At 44.3% G+C, this 20426-nt stretch carries 20 protein-coding genes; 14 read left to right on the top strand and 6 right to left on the bottom strand.

Translation table 11 applies throughout. The annotated features are described in order from the left end of the window. Positions 1-63 precede the first annotated feature (63 nt). The 14 genes from ilvG to DK415_RS04225 all read left to right on the top strand — a co-directional run bounded on the left by ilvG (position 64) and on the right by DK415_RS04225 (position 13908). The gene (ilvG, locus tag DK415_RS04290; RefSeq protein WP_109432603.1) at positions 64-1716 is read left to right on the top strand and encodes an acetolactate synthase 2 catalytic subunit; all 1653 of its coding nucleotides are present in this window, start codon (positions 64-66) and stop codon (positions 1714-1716) included. A gap of 4 nt (positions 1717-1720) precedes the next feature. Further along, positions 1721-1936 carry an acetolactate synthase 2 small subunit gene (ilvM, locus tag DK415_RS04285; protein ID WP_109432602.1) on the top strand — a complete coding sequence of 72 codons (216 nt, stop codon included), beginning with the start codon at positions 1721-1723 and terminating at the stop codon, positions 1934-1936. Between the two features lie 276 nt (positions 1937-2212). Further along, entirely contained in the window at positions 2213-4051 is a 1839-nt protein-coding gene (gene ilvD, locus DK415_RS04280; protein WP_109432601.1) for a dihydroxy-acid dehydratase, read from the top strand. 173 nt (positions 4052-4224) lie between these two features. Further along, a complete protein-coding gene (gene ilvA, locus DK415_RS04275) occupies positions 4225-5766 on the top strand; it encodes a threonine ammonia-lyase, biosynthetic (protein ID WP_109432600.1) in 1542 nt (513 codons plus the stop codon). A gap of 158 nt (positions 5767-5924) precedes the next feature. Then, entirely contained in the window at positions 5925-6845 is a 921-nt protein-coding gene (locus tag DK415_RS04270; RefSeq protein WP_109432599.1) for a hypothetical protein, read from the top strand. Between the two features lie 2 nt (positions 6846-6847). Then, positions 6848-8008 carry a beta-ketoacyl-ACP synthase III gene (locus DK415_RS04265; RefSeq protein WP_109432598.1) on the top strand — a complete coding sequence of 387 codons (1161 nt, stop codon included), beginning with the start codon at positions 6848-6850 and terminating at the stop codon, positions 8006-8008. Continuing rightward, positions 7998-8387, top strand: a complete 390-nt coding sequence (locus tag DK415_RS04260) for a DarG family dialkylresorcinol biosynthesis protein (RefSeq protein ID WP_109432597.1) — start codon at positions 7998-8000, stop codon at positions 8385-8387. The genes DK415_RS04265 and DK415_RS04260 overlap by 11 nt, the downstream gene beginning before the upstream one ends. A 220-nt stretch (positions 8388-8607) precedes the next feature. Then, positions 8608-9591 (top strand): BtrH-related acyltransferase DarH, encoded by a 984-nt coding sequence (gene darH / locus DK415_RS04255; RefSeq protein WP_109432596.1) that lies wholly within the window; start codon positions 8608-8610, stop codon positions 9589-9591. A 10-nt stretch (positions 9592-9601) separates the two neighbouring features. Then, positions 9602-10084: an ATP-binding protein gene (locus tag DK415_RS04250; protein WP_109432595.1), complete on the top strand. Its 483-nt coding sequence runs from the start codon at positions 9602-9604 to the stop codon at positions 10082-10084. 6 nt (positions 10085-10090) lie between these two features. Continuing rightward, complete coding sequence (locus DK415_RS04245; RefSeq protein ID WP_109432594.1) at positions 10091-10813, top strand: ABC transporter ATP-binding protein; 723 nt, start codon at positions 10091-10093, stop codon at positions 10811-10813. Continuing rightward, the gene (locus DK415_RS04240; protein ID WP_109432593.1) at positions 10807-12048 is read left to right on the top strand and encodes an ABC transporter permease; all 1242 of its coding nucleotides are present in this window, start codon (positions 10807-10809) and stop codon (positions 12046-12048) included. Before DK415_RS04245 ends, DK415_RS04240 begins: the two co-directional genes overlap by 7 nt. After that, the gene (locus DK415_RS04235) at positions 12048-12338 is read left to right on the top strand and encodes an acyl carrier protein (protein ID WP_109432592.1); all 291 of its coding nucleotides are present in this window, start codon (positions 12048-12050) and stop codon (positions 12336-12338) included. Before DK415_RS04240 ends, DK415_RS04235 begins: the two co-directional genes overlap by 1 nt. Beyond that, positions 12338-13324: a beta-ketoacyl synthase N-terminal-like domain-containing protein gene (locus tag DK415_RS04230; protein WP_109432591.1), complete on the top strand. Its 987-nt coding sequence runs from the start codon at positions 12338-12340 to the stop codon at positions 13322-13324. The genes DK415_RS04235 and DK415_RS04230 overlap by 1 nt, the downstream gene beginning before the upstream one ends. Continuing rightward, complete coding sequence (locus DK415_RS04225) at positions 13321-13908, top strand: hypothetical protein (protein WP_109432590.1); 588 nt, start codon at positions 13321-13323, stop codon at positions 13906-13908. The genes DK415_RS04230 and DK415_RS04225 overlap by 4 nt, the downstream gene beginning before the upstream one ends. Before the next feature lie 26 nt (positions 13909-13934). On the opposite strand, the gene DK415_RS04220 is transcribed toward DK415_RS04225, so the two are convergent. Genes DK415_RS04220 through DK415_RS04195 form a run of 6 tightly spaced genes read right to left on the bottom strand, consistent with a single transcriptional unit; the run spans position 13935 to position 20420 of the window. Then, entirely contained in the window at positions 13935-15179 is a 1245-nt protein-coding gene (locus tag DK415_RS04220) for a beta-ketoacyl-ACP synthase (protein ID WP_109432589.1), read from the bottom strand. A 39-nt stretch (positions 15180-15218) separates the two neighbouring features. Then, the gene (gene fabG / locus DK415_RS04215) at positions 15219-15947 is read right to left on the bottom strand and encodes a 3-oxoacyl-ACP reductase FabG (protein ID WP_109432588.1); all 729 of its coding nucleotides are present in this window, start codon (positions 15945-15947) and stop codon (positions 15219-15221) included. 49 nt (positions 15948-15996) lie between these two features. Then, the gene (locus DK415_RS04210) at positions 15997-16440 is read right to left on the bottom strand and encodes a hotdog family protein (protein WP_109432587.1); all 444 of its coding nucleotides are present in this window, start codon (positions 16438-16440) and stop codon (positions 15997-15999) included. Then, entirely contained in the window at positions 16433-17656 is a 1224-nt protein-coding gene (locus DK415_RS04205; protein ID WP_109432586.1) for a beta-ketoacyl-ACP synthase, read from the bottom strand. The genes DK415_RS04210 and DK415_RS04205 overlap by 8 nt, the downstream gene beginning before the upstream one ends. A gap of 7 nt (positions 17657-17663) precedes the next feature. Then, a complete protein-coding gene (locus DK415_RS04200) occupies positions 17664-18140 on the bottom strand; it encodes a hypothetical protein (protein ID WP_048750136.1) in 477 nt (158 codons plus the stop codon). A 6-nt stretch (positions 18141-18146) separates the two neighbouring features. After that, positions 18147-20420, bottom strand: a complete 2274-nt coding sequence (locus DK415_RS04195) for an MMPL family transporter (RefSeq protein WP_109432585.1) — start codon at positions 20418-20420, stop codon at positions 18147-18149. Positions 20421-20426: the final 6 nt, after the last annotated feature.

The raw sequence follows: 20426 nt of genomic DNA, 5'->3' as shown, positions 1-20426 counted from the left end.
ATAAAAGATTAGACCTTTCACACTAAAAAAATCACTCCCTAACAATTGAAAACGGCGAAGAATATGAACGGTGCAAATTTAATCATCGAGTGCTTAAAAGCACATCACGTGGATACCATTTTCGGTTATCCCGGCGGTGCCATCATGCCGACCTATGATGCAATTTACGATTCCGGCTTGGACCATTTACTTTGCCGTAACGAACAAGGTGCTGCCATGGCAGCTATTGGCTATGCGCGTGCATCAGGCAAAGTTGGCGTATGTATTGCCACTTCGGGCCCCGGCGCAACCAATTTGGTCACCGGTTTAGGCGATGCCTTAATGGATTCCATTCCTATCGTTGCCATTACAGGTCAAGTTGCCTCTCCACTTATCGGTACCGATGCCTTTCAGGAAGCAGATGTACTTGGCTTATCCCTCGCCTGCACCAAACACAGTTTTATCGTACAAAATATCGACGAATTACCGGAAATTATTGCCAAAGCCTTTGAAATTGCCAAAAGTGGCAGACCGGGCCCAGTCTTGATCGATGTGCCGAAAGACGTTCAAATTGCGACAACCACGGCAAAACCTATCGTGAATTCGCCGCCCAAAACCACCGCACTTTGTGACAAGCAACTAACCCAGGCGCTTGAGTTATTAAAACACGCTAAACACCCGATGGCGTATATCGGCGGAGGTGTGGGTATGGCAGGTGCCGTACCGGCATTGCGTTATTTCTTACACACGACTCAAATGCCAAGCATCGTAACCTTAAAAGGGCTTGGCGCGGTATCGCCTGACGATCCTTATTATCTCGGCATGATCGGTATGCACGGCACCAAAGCCGCTAACTACGCCACACAAGAAGCCGATTTATTGCTTGTGTTCGGTGCACGTTTTGATGACCGCGTGACTGGCAAACTCGATACCTTCGCGCCACACGCTAAAGTGATTCATGTGGACATCGACGGCGCTGAATTAGGCAAATTACGCCGACCAGATGTAGCATTACGCGGCCATCTAATCGCCACGCTAGAAAGTCTCAGTGTGCCGCTTGATATCGCCCCTTGGCAACAAACCGTCGCACAATATAAACAACAATTTGCGTTCAGCTATGGCGAACATAGCGGCGAACAGCTCATCAACCCGTTATGGTTGCTCAACAGCATTTCACGCAAAAAAACACCGGAAACTATCGTCGTCACCGATGTGGGACAACATCAAATGTGGTCTGCATTACACGTGCAACATCACGCCCCGGAAAACTTCATTACCTCCGCTGGTTTCGGCACCATGGGTTTCGGTTTGCCTGCCGCCATCGGTGCGAAAAAAGCCCGCCCGGAAGATGAAGTGATTTTAGTCAGCGGTGATGGTTCCATCATGATGAACATTCAAGAACTTGGCTCCATTGGTCGCGGCAAAGCCCCAATTAAAATCGTGTTATTGGATAACCAACGCCTCGGCATGGTGCGCCAATGGCAATCTCTCTTCTTCAATGCCCGTCACAGTAGCACCATTCTAGACGACAACCCGGATTTTGTGGTGCTCGCCTCAGCTTTCGGCATTAAAGGGGAACGCATTGATTCCGCCCACCAAGTGGACGCCGCGCTAGAACGTTTATTCAACAGTCAAGAAGCTTATTTATTACATATTTGCATCCATTCCGATGAAAACGTGTGGCCGTTAGTGCCGCCGGGCGCGTGCAACGCAGATATGTTGGAAAGTATGGAGTAATCACATGGAACAGCAAATCGAACTCACCGCCCAACACCGCCCCGAAGTATTAGAGCGCATTCTCCGTGTTGTCCGCCACCGCGGTTTTACCGTGACGCAAATGGATATGCAGCTGATTGACGACAAAGTGCGGTTAAAATTCACCGTAAAATCCGACCGCACTTTGGATTTGTTGGTCAGTCAGTTGGAAAAAATTTATGATGTGGTGGAGATTAAATAAAACGAGCCTACTATAAATAATTTTTTCATTTTATCTTCTGCCAAATCTCCCCTAACCCCTCTTTGCTAAAGAGGGGAATAAGTTAAAAAATTTGAATATCGTCTCGCGAATTTAATATTGAAATATCAATAAAATGAGACATAAATGAGCCAGATAAATTAAACAGCTAAAGAAATCCCCCTCTTTAGCAAAGAGGGGTTAGGGGAGATTTGACAGTCTCAATTAACGAAGAAATTCATATAAACCTTAACGAAAACTTACTCGGAGAACTTATTTATGCCAAAACTACGTTCAGCGACCAGTACACAAGGTCGTAATATGGCGGGTGCACGTGCCTTATGGCGTGCCACAGGAATGAAAGAAAATGACTTCGGAAAACCCATTATTGCGGTGGTGAACTCCTTCACTCAATTCGTTCCCGGGCATGTGCATTTAAAAGACATGGGACAACTGGTCGCGGCGGAAATTGAAAAAGCCGGCGGCGTGGCAAAAGAATTCAACACCATTGCGGTGGATGACGGTATTGCCATGGGACATGGCGGGATGCTGTATTCCCTACCAAGCCGTGACTTAATCGCAGACAGCGTGGAATATATGGTGAATGCGCACTGCGCCGATGCCATGGTGTGCATTTCCAACTGTGACAAAATCACCCCGGGAATGCTGATGGCGGCAATGCGCTTGAATATTCCGACTATCTTCATATCAGGCGGCCCAATGGAAGCCGGCAAAACCAAACTTTCCGATCAATTAATCCGCTTAGATTTAGTGGATGCCATGATTCAAAGTGCAGACCCAACCGTTTCAGATGAAAATGTTGAAGCCATTGAGCGTAGCGCCTGCCCGACTTGTGGTTCCTGCTCCGGCATGTTCACTGCCAACTCCATGAACTGTTTAACGGAAGCGCTCGGTTTAAGCTTACCGGGCAATGGCTCTATGCTAGCCACCCACGCTGACCGTAAAGATTTATTCTTAAAAGCCGGTCGTCAAATCGTCGAACTGTGCAAACGTTATTACGAACAGGACGATGAAAGCGTATTGCCTCGTTCCATCGGTACCTTTGACGCCTTTGAAAACGCTATGAGCTTAGATATCGCCATGGGCGGTTCCAGTAACACCGTTTTACACTTGCTCGCAGCGGCGCAAGAAGCAGGGGTAGATTTCAAAATGGCAGACATCGACCGCTTATCTCGCGTCGTGCCTTGCTTAAGTAAAATTGCGCCGAACACCAACAAATACCACATGGAAGACGTACACCGCGCAGGCGGCATTATGGGCTTATTGGGTGAACTGGATCGCGCCGGTTTAATTCATCGCCACACTAAAACTGTGTTGGGCATGACGTTGGAAGAACAATTAAATCAATATGATATCATCCGTAACCAAGACGAAGTATTACACAAATTCTTCCGCGCCGGCCCGGCAGGCATTCGTACCACCCAAGCCTTCTCACAAGATTGCCGTTGGGACAGCGTGGACGATGACCGTGTAAGCGGCTGTATCCGCAACAAAGAAAATGCGATTTCTCAAGAAGGTGGTTTGGCCGTCTTGTTCGGAAACATTGCCGAAGACGGTTGTATCGTCAAAACCGCGGGCGTGGATGAATCTATCTGGAAATTCACCGGCAAAGCCATCGTGTTTGAAAGCCAAGAAGACGCCGTTGCCGGCATTCTAGGCGGCAAAGTCAAAGAAGGCCATGTCGTCGTAATTCGCTATGAAGGCCCGAAAGGCGGCCCGGGTATGCAAGAAATGCTTTATCCGACCAGCTATTTAAAATCCATGGGCTTAGGCAAAAAATGCGCCTTGTTAACGGACGGACGTTTCTCCGGCGGAACATCCGGCTTATCTATCGGCCATGCTTCGCCTGAAGCGGCTTCCGGCGGTGCTATCGGTTTAGTACAGGATGACGATATTATCGAAATCGACATTCCAAATCGCGCAATTAACCTCAACATCAGCGATGACGAATTAGCCAAACGCCGCGCCGAACAAGATGCCAAAGGTTGGCAACCTGCTCACCGTGAACGTGAAGTGTCTTTCGCCTTAAAAGTGTTTGGACACTTCGCCACATCCGCAGATAAAGGCGCGGTGCGTGATAAAACCTTATTAAAATAAAAATTGTAGGGACAGGTATAAAACCTGTCCCTACAACAAAATTCAATAAAGTGCGGTCATTTTTCTGAGTGTTTTTTTAAATGGTTAGAAAAATAACCGCGGTTATAAGATGGGATTTATCCCACCATTTAACATGAATGAATAACCTGGCGAGCTAAACGCCCTACGATATTATGAAAAACCTACTCACCACGCCACAACCAAGCCAAAACGATTACATTAACGCCATCGTTAAACTAGGCTCGCGCGTATATGAAGCCGCGCAAGTCACGCCGTTACAAAAAATGGGCAAATTATCCGACCGTCTGCATAACCATATTTGGATTAAGCGTGAAGACCGCCAACCGGTTAACAGCTTCAAGCTACGTGGCGCTTATGCCATGATCTCCACCCTTTCCGATGAACAAAAACAGGCGGGTGTAATCGCAGCGTCGGCAGGTAACCATGCGCAAGGCGTGGCATTATCGGCGAAACAACTTGGCTTAAAAGCCCTTATCGTGATGCCACAAAATACCCCAAGCATTAAAGTGGATGCGGTACGTGGTTTCGGCGGCGAGGTGTTATTGCACGGCGCCAATTTCGATGAAGCTAAGGCTAAGGCCATTGCGCTTTCCAAAGAAAAAAACATGACGTTTATTCCGCCCTTCGACCATCCGTTAGTCATTGCCGGCCAGGGCACATTAGCGATGGAAATGTTGCAACAAGTGGCTGATTTGGATTATGTCTTCGTGCAAGTCGGCGGTGGCGGTTTGGCCGCCGGTGTGGCAATTTTACTGAAACAATTCATGCCGGAAATTAAAGTCATCGGCGTAGAATCCAAAGATTCTGCCTGCCTAACTGCCGCATTAGAAAAAGGCGAACCAACGGATTTAGCACACGTTGGCTTATTCGCCGATGGCGTAGCGGTAAAACGTATCGGTGATGAAACCTTCCGTCTGTGCCAGCGCTATTTAGACGACATGGTGTTAGTGGACAGCGATGAAGTCTGTGCCGCGATGAAAGATCTGTTTGAAAACGTCCGCGCCGTCTCCGAGCCATCAGGCGCATTAGGCTTAGCCGGTCTGAAAAAATACGTCAAACAGCACAATATTCAGGGCAAAAACATGGCAGCCATTTTGTCCGGCGCCAACTTGAATTTCCATACCCTTCGCTATGTGTCCGAACGTTGCGAAATCGGTGAAAATCGCGAAGCCTTACTTGCCGTGACGATGCCGGAACAGCCGGGTAGCTTCTTAAAATTCGTCCACGTACTAGGCAGTCGCGCTGTGACGGAATTCAGTTACCGTTATGCCGATGATAAACGCGCCTGCATCTTTGTGGGGGTTCGTACCGCAGATGAACAAGAAAAAGCCGATATCATCGCTGATCTCACGCAAAACGGTTTTGATGTAGAAGATATGTCTGATGACGACATCGCCAAAACCCACGTGCGTTATTTAATGGGCGGTCGTGTTGCGAATCACGGAGAACGCCTATACACCTTTGAATTCCCGGAACAAAAAGGCGCATTGTTGAAATTCCTTGAAACGCTACAAAACCGTTGGAATATCTCACTCTTCCACTATCGCGCTCATGGTGCCGACTACGGCAATATTCTCGCAGGATTTCAGTTGGAACAAAGCGATGTCGCCGAGCTTGAAAGTGCATTAGAAAAACTGGACTACGTCTATCAAGATGTCACAGACAGCAAATCGTATCGTTATTTCTTGCGTTAAAAACACCACAAAAAAAGACCGCACTTTGATCTTAAATCATCAAGTGCGGTCTTTTTTATTGAGGACTTTCTTATAACGTCTCTTTGTAATAGCAATTAAAAATTCATCAAAATTAGGATAAAATCTAGCCTTTATATTTAGCCCAATATTTCTAACCTATGTCAGACGCTCAAAAACATATTTTAGTAGTTTCTTACTCTCAAACAGGACAGCTTGACGCGCTGACCAGTCATTTTCTTCATCCATTAAAACAACAAGAAAACACAGTGATCGAAGAATATAAAATTCGTCCGCTTCAACCTTATACCTTTCCTTGGAAATTTATTCCGTTTTTTAATCAATTTCCGGAATCGGTACACCTAAAGCCGGCACCAATAGAAACACCCGAATTACAACAAAAACACTATGATTTAGTCATCATTGCTTATACAGTTTGGTTCTTGTCACCCTCACAGCCCATCACTGCCTTTTTGCAATCAGAGCAAGCTAAGATTTTGAAGAATACACCGGTGATCACACTGATCGGCTGTCGCAATATGTGGCTGATGGCACAAGAAAAAATAAAGAAAATGCTGACCGCACTTGATGCGCCTCTTATCGGAAACATTGTAAAAACCGACCAATCCAATTCGTGGGCCAGTTTTATCACCACACCGGCTTGGATGTTAAGCGGAAAGAAGCGTTATTTTTCATGGCTTCCCAGTGCCGGCATTAGCGATGATGAACTGCATGATATGCAACGCTTTGGCACCAAATTGGCAGAAACCCTGAATGAAGACCAACCGCTCAATAACGCGCTCTTTCGTCACATGGGTGCGGTCAAAATTGACGAAAAACTGATGATGAGTGAGAAAGTCGGTCATCGTAGTTTCTATTTGTGGGGCAAATTGCTGTTAAAGTGCGATCAAATTTCACCGCGTTTTCGCCGTGTTGTGCTCTATTTTTATATTCTCTTTTTAATTATACTGATCCTCACGGTCGTGCCGCTCTCCGCGGTCATCAAACGCTTACTTAAACCATTATTAAAAGAAAAATTAGCGCGTCAAAAACGCTATTTTGCCGAACCATCAGGGGAATAATCTTGACTGCACTAGCCGATGTTTACATTAACCGAGTCGCTGCTTTTTTACCCAATGCGCCTGTGGATAACGATCACATGGAACACGTATTGGGCATGGTAGGCGATACGCCGTCCCGTGTACGCAAAATGATTTTGCGTTCCAATGCCATCAAAACCCGTCATTACGCAATTGATCCAACGACACGAGAAACCACACACACCGGCACAGAATTAGCGGTTGAAGCAATCAACGGGTTAATTGCTCAAGGGATGGATGTTAATGACGTCAGCTGTCTTGCTTGCGGCACCTCCTATCCGGATCAAGTCATGCCCGGTCAAGGCGTGATGGTGCATGGTTTAATCCCAAATGCACCGGCTTATGAAGTGCTCACGACAGCAGGAGTTTGCGTGGCGGGCATGGCAGCGATGAAACATGCTTATAACGCCATTCGTACAGGCGAGCATCAAGGCGCCATTGCCGTGGCCTCCGAAACGGCTTCCGCCATTATGCGGGGTGAACATTTCCAAGCAGAAATCGACCAAAAACAATTGGAAGACGCCAAACCCGAAATCGGTTTTGAAAAAGATTTCTTACGTTGGATGTTGTCTGATGGCGCGGGAGCGGTGCAGTTAAGCCATCAACCAAACACGCAAGGCGTGAGCCTGAAAATTCACTGGATTGACCTGATTTCCTATGCCAATGAAATGCCGGTGTGCATGTATGCCGGCGCAGAAATTCAAGACACGCGATTTATCAGTTGGAAAAACGTCACTAAGGACGAGCGCGACGCGCGCAGTCTTATGTCGGTCAAACAAGATGTCAAATTGCTCAACGAAAATATTGTGCGTTGTACGGTGGAAAATGCCCTGTTGCGTTTAATCGAAAAACATCGTTTGAAAGCCGAAGATATTGATTATTTTTTACCACATTATTCTTCCGGTTTTTTCCGTGACAAATTGTTGGACGGGCTGAAAAATATCAATTTCGTTATTCCACAAGAGAAGTGGTTTACCAATTTGGAAACAAAAGGGAATACCGGTTCAGCCTCCATCTACATCATTCTTCAAGAATTTTTAGAGAAATATCCACTAAAAAACGGACAAAAGGTGTTGTGTTATATTCCGGAAAGCGGACGTTTTTCCTCCTGTTTTATGTTGCTTGAGGTCGTCAATGGAAATTAACGATATCCCGCAAGACAACAGCAAAATCTTTCGCGGGCAACGCAAAGTGGTCTATGCTACCAAAGACGGCAACTACCAAACCGCTACCACTAACGGCTGGGAAACGGAAGAATTCGCGACAGAACAAGCGGTAGAAGAACTCAACCAACTGACTGCCGAAGCGTTAGACGCCGTAAAACGTGGTGAAAAGTCACCGCTCTTTTATTATATGTACCGTTATCGGTTCGACCTCCCCAGCCTCGCCCAAGCCACCGGCTTTTGGCAATGCCAAATCAAACGACATTTTAAACCAAGGGTGTTTGCTAAATTGTCGGATAAAGTGTTGGAGAGATATGCAGAGGTGTTTAGGGTATCGACTTTAGAATTAAAACAGGTCTAAATCCAATAAAGAGAATTGCGGTTGCTGAGCTTGTCGAAGCATAAGTAATTCTCCTCAAGATAAAAAATGAAAGGTTGGAGCAGAGCAAAAAAAGAAGCGCTAATCCAAGGGCAATATGATCTTCTCCCTAAATTGGCGAAAACCAGAAATTAACCGCTAAAATCACTCATGCTTCGACAAGCTCAGCAACCGTAATTTTAGCTCTTGTATATGAATAATAATGAACAACTTTCACCACCAACACACCGCTCACTGTGAAAGCGGTGTCATGTCTACCATGTTAAAAGCACAAGGTGTGGATTTTAACGAAGCAATGGTTTTTGGTTTGGCCTCGGCGTTGACCTTTGTTTATATTCCGTTGGTAAAAATTAACGGGTTGCCGCTGATTTCTTATCGAATGCCGCCGCGCTCCATTATCAAAAGGCTATCAAAGCAGTTGAAAGTGCGGTTGAAAATGCAAAAGTTTCGTTCGCCACAAGCCGGACAGCAAGCGTTAGATCAAGCACTTAATGAAGAAAAATTGGTCGGTTTACAAACCTCTGTTTTCTGGTTGCCTTATTTCCCGCCTGAAATGCGTTTCCATTTTAATGCGCACAATTTAATTGTGTACGGCAAAGAACAAAATGACTATTTGATTAGCGATCCCGTGTTTGAAAGCGTACAACGTTGTACAGTAGAAGATTTGCAACGGGCTCGTTTTGCGAGGGGCGTATTAGCACCGAAAGGGTTGATGTATTATTTTGAAAATCAACCTGATTTAACACAAATTGACTTACCAAACCTCATCCGTAAAGCCATTCGAAAAAATGCCAAACAAATGTTGGCTCCGCTCTTTTTCGTAGGTGTAAAAGGCATTCGTACCGTAGCCAAGCAAATTGAAAAACTGGCAACGCATCCTTCGGAAAAATACAAACGCTTATACCTCGGACATATCGTGCGTATGCAAGAAGAAATCGGCACCGGCGGCGCAGGTTTCCGTTATTTATACGCCTATTTTCTTGAACAAGCTGCCAATATCTGCCAAGAGTCAAAATACAAACAGGCATCAGAGCAAATGACAGAAATCGGCGATATGTGGCGCCAATTTGCGGGTTTGTGTGTGAAGCAATGCAAAAAGCCATCAATGGAAGGCTATAAAACGGTAGCAGACTATTTGCGGGAAATTGCGGATAAAGAACAAATATTATGGAAAAATCTAGTATAGGAGGTTGCAAATGAAAAAAACAATAGTTGCTTTATATGGCTCATCTGGTAGAGGCAAATCTACAGCTTTAAAAAAATTTATTCATCAACTTAAGAAAAAGAAAAATTTTGATTTTATTAAATTAGATGATGATTATTCAAATGAAAAACATGACATTGTTGCTATTTTTGATTATAACGGTATTAAAATTGGAATATCTACTGCGGGCGATATAAAGAAAATTATTAAAAATCGTGTTGAAACATGTTTAATAAAAAAACATGACTGTAAAATAATATTTACTGCATCACGAACAAAAGGTAAAACTGTTTCTATATTAGAAAAAATTTCTAAAGAAAATAAATTCCAATTAGAATGGATAGAGAAATTATATCGAACATATGACCCAATTAAAAAATCTATAGGAACAGATAAGAATATACATTTAGATAAAATTACAGAGTTAGAAGTTAATTATTTAATGGATTATTTAATTAACTATCTATTGAAATAAATATAAATGATTCAAATAAGCTATCTCAGCCATCTCTACGCTAACGCAGAAAAAAATGCATTAAGTGCGGTCAATTTTGATATTGAATCTGCTTCCACAGTTGGGCTCTTAGGTCCGAATGGTGCGGGTAAAACCACCTTAATGTCTCTACTTGCAGGATTACAATCCGTACAACAAGGAGAGATTTATTTTGATGGCGTGCCTTTGGCGAAATTGAGCAAGAAACAACGCCATCAGATTTCCTTGGTTCCACAGGATTTTGCTTTTTATCCGTTGCTGACCGTTTGGGAAAATATGACATTTTTTGCATCATTGTATGATGTTCGGGATAAAAACTATTTGTTGGAATTATTAACCAAAGTAGATTTAATGTCGCATAAAAACAAGCTGGCGAAGCATTTATCCGGCGGGTTAAAACGCCGTTTAAATTTTGCTATTGGCTTAATTAATCGCCCAAAAGTGATTTTTCTCGATGAAATCACCGTGGGGATTGATCCGCAATCCCGTCAGTTTATTTTAGATAGCGTAGCGGCGCTGAAACAGCAAGGCGTGACGGTAATTTATACCTCTCATTACTTGCAAGAAATTGAGCAATTATGTGACAAATTAGTGTTGTTAAATGAAGGCAATCTCATTTATCAAGGCTCGGTGCAAGGCATTTTAGAAGAAGGGCAAAGTCTGGAACGTTTTTATTTAGATTTTTTAAATAAGGCGGGAAAAACATGTTAATTGCATCGATTATCAAAGAAATGCGTCTATTAAGTCGCGATCTGCATGGCGTTGCCGTATTATTTATTATGCCCATTTTGTTTATGTTAATTATGTCGGCAGCCTTGAGTAACGATAATGCCTTAAGCAATCAGTCGGAAATTGTGCTATTAAGTGAAAAAAATCAACTAAATGATGATTTCTTAGCCAAACTCAAACAAGAAAACCTCGCTGTTAAACAAGCTCCATTATCAGAATTAACTCAATATCAAGCTGATTTACAAGCAGGTAAATTTGACCTATTGGTTTTAAATCCTAATCAAAAACAGACCGCACTTTCAGAAGAACAAGCCTTACAACTTTGGTTGAACCCTAGTGTAGATCGCAGTTGGCTACTGGGTGTGAAAGGTGTGTTGCAAAAGCATTATTCGCAACTGCGTTTAAACGATTATTTGGCAGACAATCACATTACGTTAGAAAATAATAAACGTAAGCCAATCAAAGAGATTCAAAATAAAGTCAATCAAGAACTGGACAGCAAATTCGCGCAAATTAACGATTATCTTGCGAAAGATTTGTGGCAAGAAATTTATGTAAATCGACAAGGAAAAGAGGTTTCTAAACCTAATTCTGTGCAACACAGTGTCCCGGCATGGCTGATTTTTGGTATGTTCTTTATTATGATTCCGCTTTCCAATGTAATGGCGATGGAACGCCAAACCAACACGCTGACTCGGTTGCGTATGGCGCGAGCTTCTGCATTGAGCTTGATTATTGCCAAGCTAATTCCTTATTTTTTGATCAACCAATTACAATTTGTCGGCATGGTGGCGCTAGGTTATTTTGTTTTGCCTGCACTAGATATGCCTGCGTTTACGCTTTCCGGAAGTTGGTTGCCTTATTTTGTCTTATCCGCTGCAGTAAGCCTTGCTGCACTAGGCTATGGTTTATTAATCAGTGTGCTGGCAAGAACGACCGAACACGCCGTCGTATTGGGCGGGGGCGGCATTATTATCATGGCGGCCATTGGCGGTATTATGGTGCCGGTGTATGTGATGCCGGAAATCATGCAAACCATTGCTCAATTTTCCCCTATGGGTTGGGCATTAAGCGGTTTTCAAAATTTATTGTTAAACCAATATCACCTCAGCCAAATTCAACAACCGCTCTATTTATTAAGTGGCTTTGGTGCGATAACGTTACTTTTTGCCACGTTAACTTATCAACAACAATTAACCAAACAAGCGAGATTCTAATGGCTTATCTTTTCACGCTGGAATCCCCGGCATTAGAACAAGAACTCAAAAAACTGATTATCCAAGAAACAGAAAAAGACGAATTTGACCCAATGGAAATCAGCGATGATGAATGGCTCTTCGGTGAACAAAGCCGCATTCAGTTGGATTCTTTAGATGCTTTGCAGGTCGTTGTGGCATTACAAGCACATTTTGGCGTGCGATTACAGGGAGATCGCATGGTGCGCAAACACATGATGAACATACACGATCTTGCCGCCTTTATTCGTGAACAACACCAAAAAGCCTAATGAACGTTTATCTCACCGCGGCTTCTGCCAAATTTGCCAATCATCTCGGGCAACGAACCTCTCATATGTTGGGGCAACCGCTTCATTTTCCTTATTTCAACGCGTTTGATGAGGCGTTGCTCTCTCTTGAACAACTCTATGCCTATTTTGATGTAGAAATCGACCGCACTTTACAACTGGCAGGCTGGGATAAAAGTGAATTGAAAAACATCCCCATTTTGCTCGGTTCAACAGCCTATGTGATCAGCGATTGCGAAGCCCGTTTAGCTAATCATCTTCCTTTGCCGGAACAACACAGTCTGGCAGTCATTGCCGATGATTTACGCCGACGTTATAAAACGGAGGTCTTTAGCTTTGCAACCTCTTGCACCTCCTCTGCGCAAGCGATGGGATATGCTTACAAAATGCTCCAAAACGGTCTGTATGAAAAAGCCTTGGTCATCGGGTTTGAAACATTTAATCGCCTGACATTTGAGCATTTTCAAGCAATGAATTTGTTATCGCAGGACGCACAATATTTGCCGTTAATCCAGCCAACAGGCATTGTGCTAGGCGAAGGCGTCGGTTGTGTTGCCTTATCTGTTCAACCGAATCCACAATGCTCTTGTGAACTATTAGGCGTGGTCACGCTAACTGACAATGAAAACCTAACGAACAGTAGCGAGTCCGCATTACGTCACCTGATTCACGCCTGCTTAAACAAAGCCAATTTATCTCCTACACACATTGATGGGGTGAAAGTACACGGCGTTGGTGGAAATAGCGATGAAATGGAGATCCGCGTTTTACAAGATCTCTTCCCGCACGCGCAACAGCTTTCACTGAAAGCACGAATGGGGCACACGCTCGGCGCCAGCGGTGCATTAGAAAGTGCATTTTTATTAGAGCAATTTAAAAATAATGAGCAAAAGTGCAGTTATTTTTTAAATTATTTCTTAGGCTTTGGCGGCAGCAATATTGCTTGGGTACTTAAGGTGGGGCAATGACGTATTATATTCAGCAAATCCATCACTTCAGTGGTAACCAAAAAGATGACAAGTCCTTGCGTCAAGAATTGAAAACCTACGGCGTAGATGCTCGTCGTTTAAGCCGGTTTACGCAACTTGCCTTACTTGGCGCCCTTCCCCTCAAGGCTTATTTAGCAGAAAAAAGTGGAATTTACTTAGGCTCTCCGTTTAATTCGCCAAGCAAATTCGACAAAATGTTCCACCAACTGACGGCACAAAACCTGCCAAGTCCGTTAGATTTTATGGCGAACATTAACAATGCGGCGACCTTCCAACTGGCGCAAATCTTACAAATTAACGGGAATTCGCTCTTCTTAGCGGTCAATCAACACACTATTTGGCAACCGCTACAACTGGCATTATTGGATTTAGAACAGGACACAATACCATCTGCTCTCGTCGGTTGGGTATTAGAAACGGATAACGAGCAACAAGAAGGCGCATGTTTTTGGGTGATATCGAAAGACGCTAAAAGTGCGGTCAAAAAATTAGCTGTTTTACCTAGCACTGATAACATGAAAGAAAAAGATTTTTTATCTCTAGTGCAAACGGCACTTTACTAGGTCGGGGCAGAACCCGACCTTACACATTAACCCTGCCAGCGTTTAAAAATTAACGATGTATTCACACCGCCAAAAGCAAAGTTATTGTTCATGACATAATCCGTGTCAATATAACGGCCATCACCTTGAATATAATCTAACTTGCCGCAACGCTCATCAATATGATCTAGATTAATGGTTGGCGCAAACCAGCCATCACGCATCATTTCAATGGAAAACCAAGACTCTAATGCGCCGCAAGCCCCAAGTGTGTGACCTAAATAACTTTTTTGTGAACTTAATGGAATGTGACCGAATATAGCTTCTGTCGCGAGCGTTTCTGCAATATCACCTTGTTCTGTTGCCGTACCATGTCCATTCACATAACCAATATGTTCCGGAGATAAACGAGCATCTTTTAACGCCAATTCCATGCAACGTTGCATGGTGTCTTTTTGCGGGCGGGTCACATGAGCACCATCGCTATTCGCCCCATAGCCCACCACTTCTGCAATAATATTAGCGTTACGGGCAAGCGCGTGCTCCAACTCTTCGAGGACAAAAATCCCGGCACCCTCACCAATGACCAAACCATCACGATCTTTATCATAAGGGCGTGGTGTTTTGTCTGGATTGGCATTATTGCGGCTGGCCGCATATAAAGAATCAAACACATAGACTTCCGACGGGCAAAACTCCTCCGCACCGCCAGCCAACATCATGGGAATTAAACCGTATTTGATGGATTCATACGCATAACCAATACCTTGGCTACCGGAAGAACACGCACTAGAAGTAGGAATAATTCGTCCGGTCAAACCTAAGAAAATACCGATATTGGCGGCGGCGGTATGCGGCATCATGCGCACATAAGTATTCGCATTAAAACCGTCAGATTTCCCAGTCATAAGCAACTCTGCCGCGTCACGCACATCATTGGTAGAGCCTGTCGAAGAACCACAAGCAACGCCCATTCTGCCGTCCTTTAAATAAGCCAGAATTTCGCCGTTTTCATCCAATAATCCCGCATTTGCTAACGCATTTTCAGCGGCTTCCACAGCAAGTTGAGAGACGCGTCCTAAACTGCGTAATTGTTTGCGATTCCAATGTTTCGGTGGCTCATACCCTAAAATTTCGGCGCCCAGATTAGCGCCCAACTCAGGGTAACGTTCTGCCCATTCTGTTTTTGCCTGCACTGCATTTTGTTTGCGTTGAAAAGCCGCTTTGACAGACGACCATTCTTTACCAAAGGCAGTAACGGCGCCGATTCCCGTAATCACAACTCGTTTCATTTATTTATCTCTTTGACGTCTTCATGGTTTCTAGATGCGTTAGCATAAACCGCCATTCACGGCGATCACTTGGCGGGTGATGTAAGCCGCTTTTTCATCCATGAGAAAATCTACCGCATGTGCCACTTCTTCCGGCTCGCCCATTCGCCCTGCCGGAATCACTTTTAGAATTTCATCAATAGGCACATTTTCATCCAGAATATCCGTATCAATTAATCCCGGTGCCACACAGTTTACCGTAATTTTACGTTTTGCTAATTCCACTGCAAGCGCCTTCGCCGCACCGATAATCCCGGCTTTGGAAGCACTATAATTGACCTGACCACGATTGCCGATTAAGCCAGAAACCGATGTAATACAAACAATACGCCCTGCTTTGCGGCGGCGAATCATAGGCATCATAATCGGATGTAATACATTGTAAAAACCATCCAAATTCGTACGCAATACTTGATCCCAGTCCTCTTCGGTTAAGGCTGGAAATGCGTTATCACGGGTGAGTCCTGCATTCAGCACCACACCGTAGTAAGCACCGCTCTCTTCCACATCGGCAAGTAGTTTTTCTGCGACCTCCGCGCGATGACTGACATCAAACTGTAATACGCGAGCACGTTGCCCCAATTCGCGAACAGCCTTTGCAACCTCTTCCGCCTCTTCCACTCGACTACGGCAATGTACCACAATGTCAAAGCCTGACTGTGCCAACTGTAAGGCAATCGCCTTGCCAATACCTCGGCTAGAACCTGTGATTAAAACTGTTTCACTCATATAAATTCCTTAGATTAGATAAAAAGTGCGGTGGTTTTTAACGATGAATTTACGCTTGCGGTCTGAAGACATTTAATGCGCCTTCCACGATAATCTGTTGACTGTTAACATCGATTAATTGGCAATCGAACACGCCGAAACCGGAAGCATCTTCAATGGAAAGCTTAATTTGAATACGTAATTTACTGCCCATAGCAATATAAGGCTGATGAATACTTAATTTACGTGAACCCAGCCAGTACCCTAATCCGATGGGTTTTCCGAGTTGCGCACATTTACAGCCATCCCAGGCAGCAACGCCTTGCGCCATAATTTCCGCCCCTAAAAAACTAGGCAGTCTCTCCCCCTGGAGAAAAAGGTTATTCGGTCGAACCTCCATCTCGGCAATCAAAAAATCCGTACCAAAATCAAGAATTTTGTCCAGCATAATCATTTTGCCACTGTGCGGCACCAAAGGTGCAATGTCTGTTATCGGACAGGTTAAATCAGCCATGTCGTTCCCCTAAAATCAATACGGTATTATTTCCACCAAAAGCAAAAGAACTGCTCGCCCCAATGCGTTGTGACTTAGCCCACTGACTTTGTTCATGGGTGATATTTATTACCGGCAATGCGGCATCGGTCTGATGATCCCACAATTGTGCCGGCAACTTACCTGTTGGATTTAATGTACGATCGATAATACCCCATACAATCGCAGCCTCTACAGCCCCAGCCGCACCAAGAGTATGCCCTGTATAGGGTTTAGTTGTAGTACATGGCGTGTCATCGCCAAACACCTGATGAACCGCTAAGGTTTCCATTTGGTCGTTATGTACTGTGCCAGTGCCGTGTAAATTAATCCAACCTATTTCATCCGCTGCTAATTTGGCTGAGTTCAGTGCAGCACGAAACGCAGCAATCGCGCCCTCACCTTCAGGATGCGGAGACGACATATGATAAGCATCACTGCTTGCGCCATAACCTAACAACGCAATGTTGCTTTCCTCTGATTTTTCTCGTGTCATGATAAAAACAGCGGCGCCTTCACCAAGATTGATGCCATCACGATTAACCGAAAGCGGGTTAGAACGCTTATCGGACAACACAGACAAAGAGGAAAAACCGCTGATTGTAAGCGGGGAAAGTGCATCCACACCACCGCAAATCACCGCATCACACAAGCCGGCATTTAACAAACGCGCGGCACTGATTAAGGCTTTTGCGCCGGAAGTACAGGCAGTAGAAATACCGTAAGTTAGCCCTTCCAAACCATATTGGTAGGCGACAAAATCAGCTGGTGCGGAAAAATATTGTTGCTGTTGTTTAAAGCGTTCACTCGACCAATCATGATGCTGTGCCGCATATTTAAACACCGGAATATTTTCATCAACGCCGGTTGTCGATGTGCCAATTACTACGGCAATACGATGTTTTCCAAAACGTTGAATGACTGACGCGATCTGATCTTCTATCTGCGCCAAACAATGCCACAGTAATTGATTGTTACGGCTCACATGGATTTCCGGTAAATTCCGTGGGAAAGGACGTAAAGAAACATTCACTTCGCCAAAGACACGTGGTTTTCCTTCTAGCCCATAAATATGAAAAGCACGCTCGGAAAGTTTTAGTGGCGAATCCTCGGCATTGAGTAAATGCAGAACATGTCTCTCGATACCTTCACCTAGACTACTTAGGATTGCCGGTTTGCTTAAATAAAGTGCGGTCATTTTTCTCTTAATTTAGTTCCTCGATTCGCCAATGGCTATGATCCGACAAATCGATTTCAATCATGGATGGCAATTGTCTGATTTGCCATACTTTTTTCTGTTTAACAAAATAATCTGCGCCGTTTGAAATAGGCTGAACAGCGCTAAAATCAAATAAAGGTTGCTGCGGGTTTAATGCCGTAGAAAGGGCGGAAAAGAGCTGACGAGCCTGTTGATTCGGCATAACAAAACCGTCATTTTGCCACCCTTGTTTAGTTAAAATTACTCTCGCTAACGGTGCACCAAGCGGATCCGTTTGCACCCAACGCCATTGTTGCGCATCCATTTGTAAGGTTAACAAACTGGCTTGCTGTAATTGATTTTCAGCCGTCACTTGTTCGACTTTAAAGATTCGAATGCCTTGATGCGCCGGTAACTGTTTTACCGTTGGTAATGTGCTACACGCCGTTAGCATGGCAAAAAAGAGAATTAAACAATATTTCATACTTCCTTACCGCAACATTTTAAACGTAATGATAACACTGAATAACACACCAAGACTGACGCTTAAACCAAAAGAGGCGATAGCAGGTGTCGAGCTTAAGCCCAGTAAAACAAAGGAAATGAGCGTTGTGGTTGCCGCCAATAATACCGCAATGTACTTACCGTATAAAGGTTCATTTGCCGTTTGCATATAGGCGGTATAATCAATCCCGATGGCAGACACCAATAACAAGCCGAACATCGTAAATAAACTGATTGGCCAACCTACCCAGCCGAAAATGGCTATCGTCAACACAATGGCACACAATAGTGGCAATAACATGGTCACCGTCTTTTTCACACCAAAGAAACGCCATAACAATAAACCGGCAAACAAAAATGACATTGCTTTAAGCCAGGCTGCCTGATCACGAGTGGTTTGAAATGCCTGATTCAAATGCGATCGTTTATCCGTCCAAAAGATATCTTGCTGATTGGACAAATTTTCTAATGGAAAGGCCGATTGACCGACAATCTGAACGATACCTGCAACTTTCCCCGGCACCAAATGACCTAAATATAATGTTTGCCACGCCTGCCCGATTTGTTGCTGCAAGGCAGAAGACAAGGATATAGGTGTTTCCGAGCCTAACGCTGCCAAAGCGGTTTGAATGGTTTCCGAAGGAATCCCAATATCTTGCAACACAGCATAATCTTGCGGTTGGACCGCCGCAGTGAATTGCTGAATAAATTGCTGCTGTTGGTTTGTTGACATAATCCATTGAGATAAGGCTCGGTACGGAATATTTTGCACCTCTAGTTGCTGAGTCAAGACAGTCTCTTTTTCCAGTAATTCATCATCATTCTCTGCAAGCACCAAGAAATAACGATTCCCTAAGTCAATGCCCGTTAACTCACTGATTTGCTTTGCTTCCATCAGCATTCCCTGCGGCATAGCAACCCATTCGCGAATATCATCGCGCCAACTTGATTGAAACAACCCTGCCGCAACAAAAAGCAAAGCGATGCTTTTCGCAAAAATGCCGAATTTGTAGTGTAAAAACAGCGTAAAAATCGACCGCACTTTAGGGCGGAAAGGTAAAGGTTTAGCCTGATAATGACGGAATAGTGGCGGCAAAAAGAGCAAGGTCGCTAACATAGCAGCAATCAGCGCTACGGCAGAAAAAAGTGCGGTTTGTTTTAATACCGGAAGCACCGTAAAACCCAACAAGCCATAGCCAAGCAACGTCACCAATAGGCTAATCAAAAAGGTAAAACGCAATTTCCGCATGGTCTGCGCGGCGTTCCAAGTAATATGAGAAAGTGAAGATGAAAGCCAATGGAGCGGGAAATCAATGAGCACACCGATTAAACTGGTGCCGATAACAAGGGTTAAAATATGAATTTGTCCAAATGCGTACACCGTTGCCGTCACGCCACTTAACATACCGGCTAAGATCGGCAAAAACAACCAAAGCACACGAAAGGTTCGAAACGTAAATAGCAACAACAATAAGGTCAGACTAATGCCCAAGATACTCATGAAAGTGCTTTCTTGTTCTGCTTTCACTTTGGCATGAGCCGCAAATAACGCCGCACCGGCAGCACGCATTTGCCCCTTATTTTCTTCAATTTGAAGACGATTTTGCGCCAAAAGTGCGGTCAAATTAACAGATGGATTAATCAAACTACTCTGTCGCAATACGCCTCGTAACAACACCCATGTTTGATCATTTTCCGTCACATAAAGCATGCCATTTGTCGCATTCCATTGAAGACGACTTTGTGTTTTCGCCTGTGGCAAAACAAAACGCCCCAACCCTAGCCAATCTTGCTCTAAAGACAATAAATTACTTTGGGTAAAAGGGTTGAGCAATTGTTCCGCATATTGTTGGAAATAAACTTGGGGTGCCGTTAATAACTGCTGACGAATCTCTTGAGGCAAGGTGGCTAAACGTAGATGTTTGATTTCATTACGTAGCACATCGATATCCGGCTGCATTCGGTCATTGACCTGAACAAACAACCTACTTTCCCGCCATTGTTGCGCCACAGACGCATTTAATGTAAAGGCGGTTCGCGCATCCGAATGACCGACCAGCAAAATCACTTGTTGATTAAGTTGTTCTTCTTGATGTTGATCCGCCTTCGCCTGCCAAGACGACCAGCCTTGTTCTTGCGGCAATAAAGCGCGCAAATCCGTTTGTAGCCAATGGCCTTGCTTCACAGCGTAGCCAAACAGCAACAAGGTGATCAGTAAAAATGAAGCATAAAGAAAGGCAAGTGCGGTGGATTTTTTCATCGTTTT

This window comes from Aggregatibacter segnis (assembly GCF_003130075.1).
GTDB lineage: Bacteria > Pseudomonadota > Gammaproteobacteria > Enterobacterales > Pasteurellaceae > Aggregatibacter > Aggregatibacter segnis_A.
The sequence above is the reverse complement of the archived record's forward strand: the minus strand, read 5'-3'. Positions and strand labels throughout refer to the sequence as shown.

Excerpts from the sequence above, each read along its gene's own strand:
- ilvG (WP_109432603.1), top strand. The coding sequence starts at position 64 with ATGAACGGTGCAAATTTAATCATCGAGTGCTTAAAAGCACATCACGTG.
- ilvM (WP_109432602.1), top strand. The coding sequence starts at position 1,721 with ATGGAACAGCAAATCGAACTCACCGCCCAACACCGCCCCGAAGTATTA.
- ilvD (WP_109432601.1), top strand. The coding sequence starts at position 2,213 with ATGCCAAAACTACGTTCAGCGACCAGTACACAAGGTCGTAATATGGCG.
- ilvA (WP_109432600.1), top strand. The coding sequence starts at position 4,225 with ATGAAAAACCTACTCACCACGCCACAACCAAGCCAAAACGATTACATT.
- DK415_RS04270 (WP_109432599.1), top strand. The coding sequence starts at position 5,925 with ATGTCAGACGCTCAAAAACATATTTTAGTAGTTTCTTACTCTCAAACA.
- DK415_RS04260 (WP_109432597.1), top strand. The coding sequence starts at position 7,998 with ATGGAAATTAACGATATCCCGCAAGACAACAGCAAAATCTTTCGCGGG.
- darH (WP_109432596.1), top strand. The coding sequence starts at position 8,608 with ATGAACAACTTTCACCACCAACACACCGCTCACTGTGAAAGCGGTGTC.
- DK415_RS04250 (WP_109432595.1), top strand. The coding sequence starts at position 9,602 with ATGAAAAAAACAATAGTTGCTTTATATGGCTCATCTGGTAGAGGCAAA.
- DK415_RS04245 (WP_109432594.1), top strand. The coding sequence starts at position 10,091 with ATGATTCAAATAAGCTATCTCAGCCATCTCTACGCTAACGCAGAAAAA.
- DK415_RS04240 (WP_109432593.1), top strand. The coding sequence starts at position 10,807 with ATGTTAATTGCATCGATTATCAAAGAAATGCGTCTATTAAGTCGCGAT.
- DK415_RS04235 (WP_109432592.1), top strand. The coding sequence starts at position 12,048 with ATGGCTTATCTTTTCACGCTGGAATCCCCGGCATTAGAACAAGAACTC.
- DK415_RS04230 (WP_109432591.1), top strand. The coding sequence starts at position 12,338 with ATGAACGTTTATCTCACCGCGGCTTCTGCCAAATTTGCCAATCATCTC.
- DK415_RS04225 (WP_109432590.1), top strand. The coding sequence starts at position 13,321 with ATGACGTATTATATTCAGCAAATCCATCACTTCAGTGGTAACCAAAAA.
- DK415_RS04220 (WP_109432589.1), bottom strand. The coding sequence starts at position 15,179 with ATGAAACGAGTTGTGATTACGGGAATCGGCGCCGTTACTGCCTTTGGT.
- fabG (WP_109432588.1), bottom strand. The coding sequence starts at position 15,947 with ATGAGTGAAACAGTTTTAATCACAGGTTCTAGCCGAGGTATTGGCAAG.
- DK415_RS04210 (WP_109432587.1), bottom strand. The coding sequence starts at position 16,440 with ATGGCTGATTTAACCTGTCCGATAACAGACATTGCACCTTTGGTGCCG.
- DK415_RS04205 (WP_109432586.1), bottom strand. The coding sequence starts at position 17,656 with ATGACCGCACTTTATTTAAGCAAACCGGCAATCCTAAGTAGTCTAGGT.
- DK415_RS04200 (WP_048750136.1), bottom strand. The coding sequence starts at position 18,140 with ATGAAATATTGTTTAATTCTCTTTTTTGCCATGCTAACGGCGTGTAGC.
- DK415_RS04195 (WP_109432585.1), bottom strand. The coding sequence starts at position 20,420 with ATGAAAAAATCCACCGCACTTGCCTTTCTTTATGCTTCATTTTTACTG.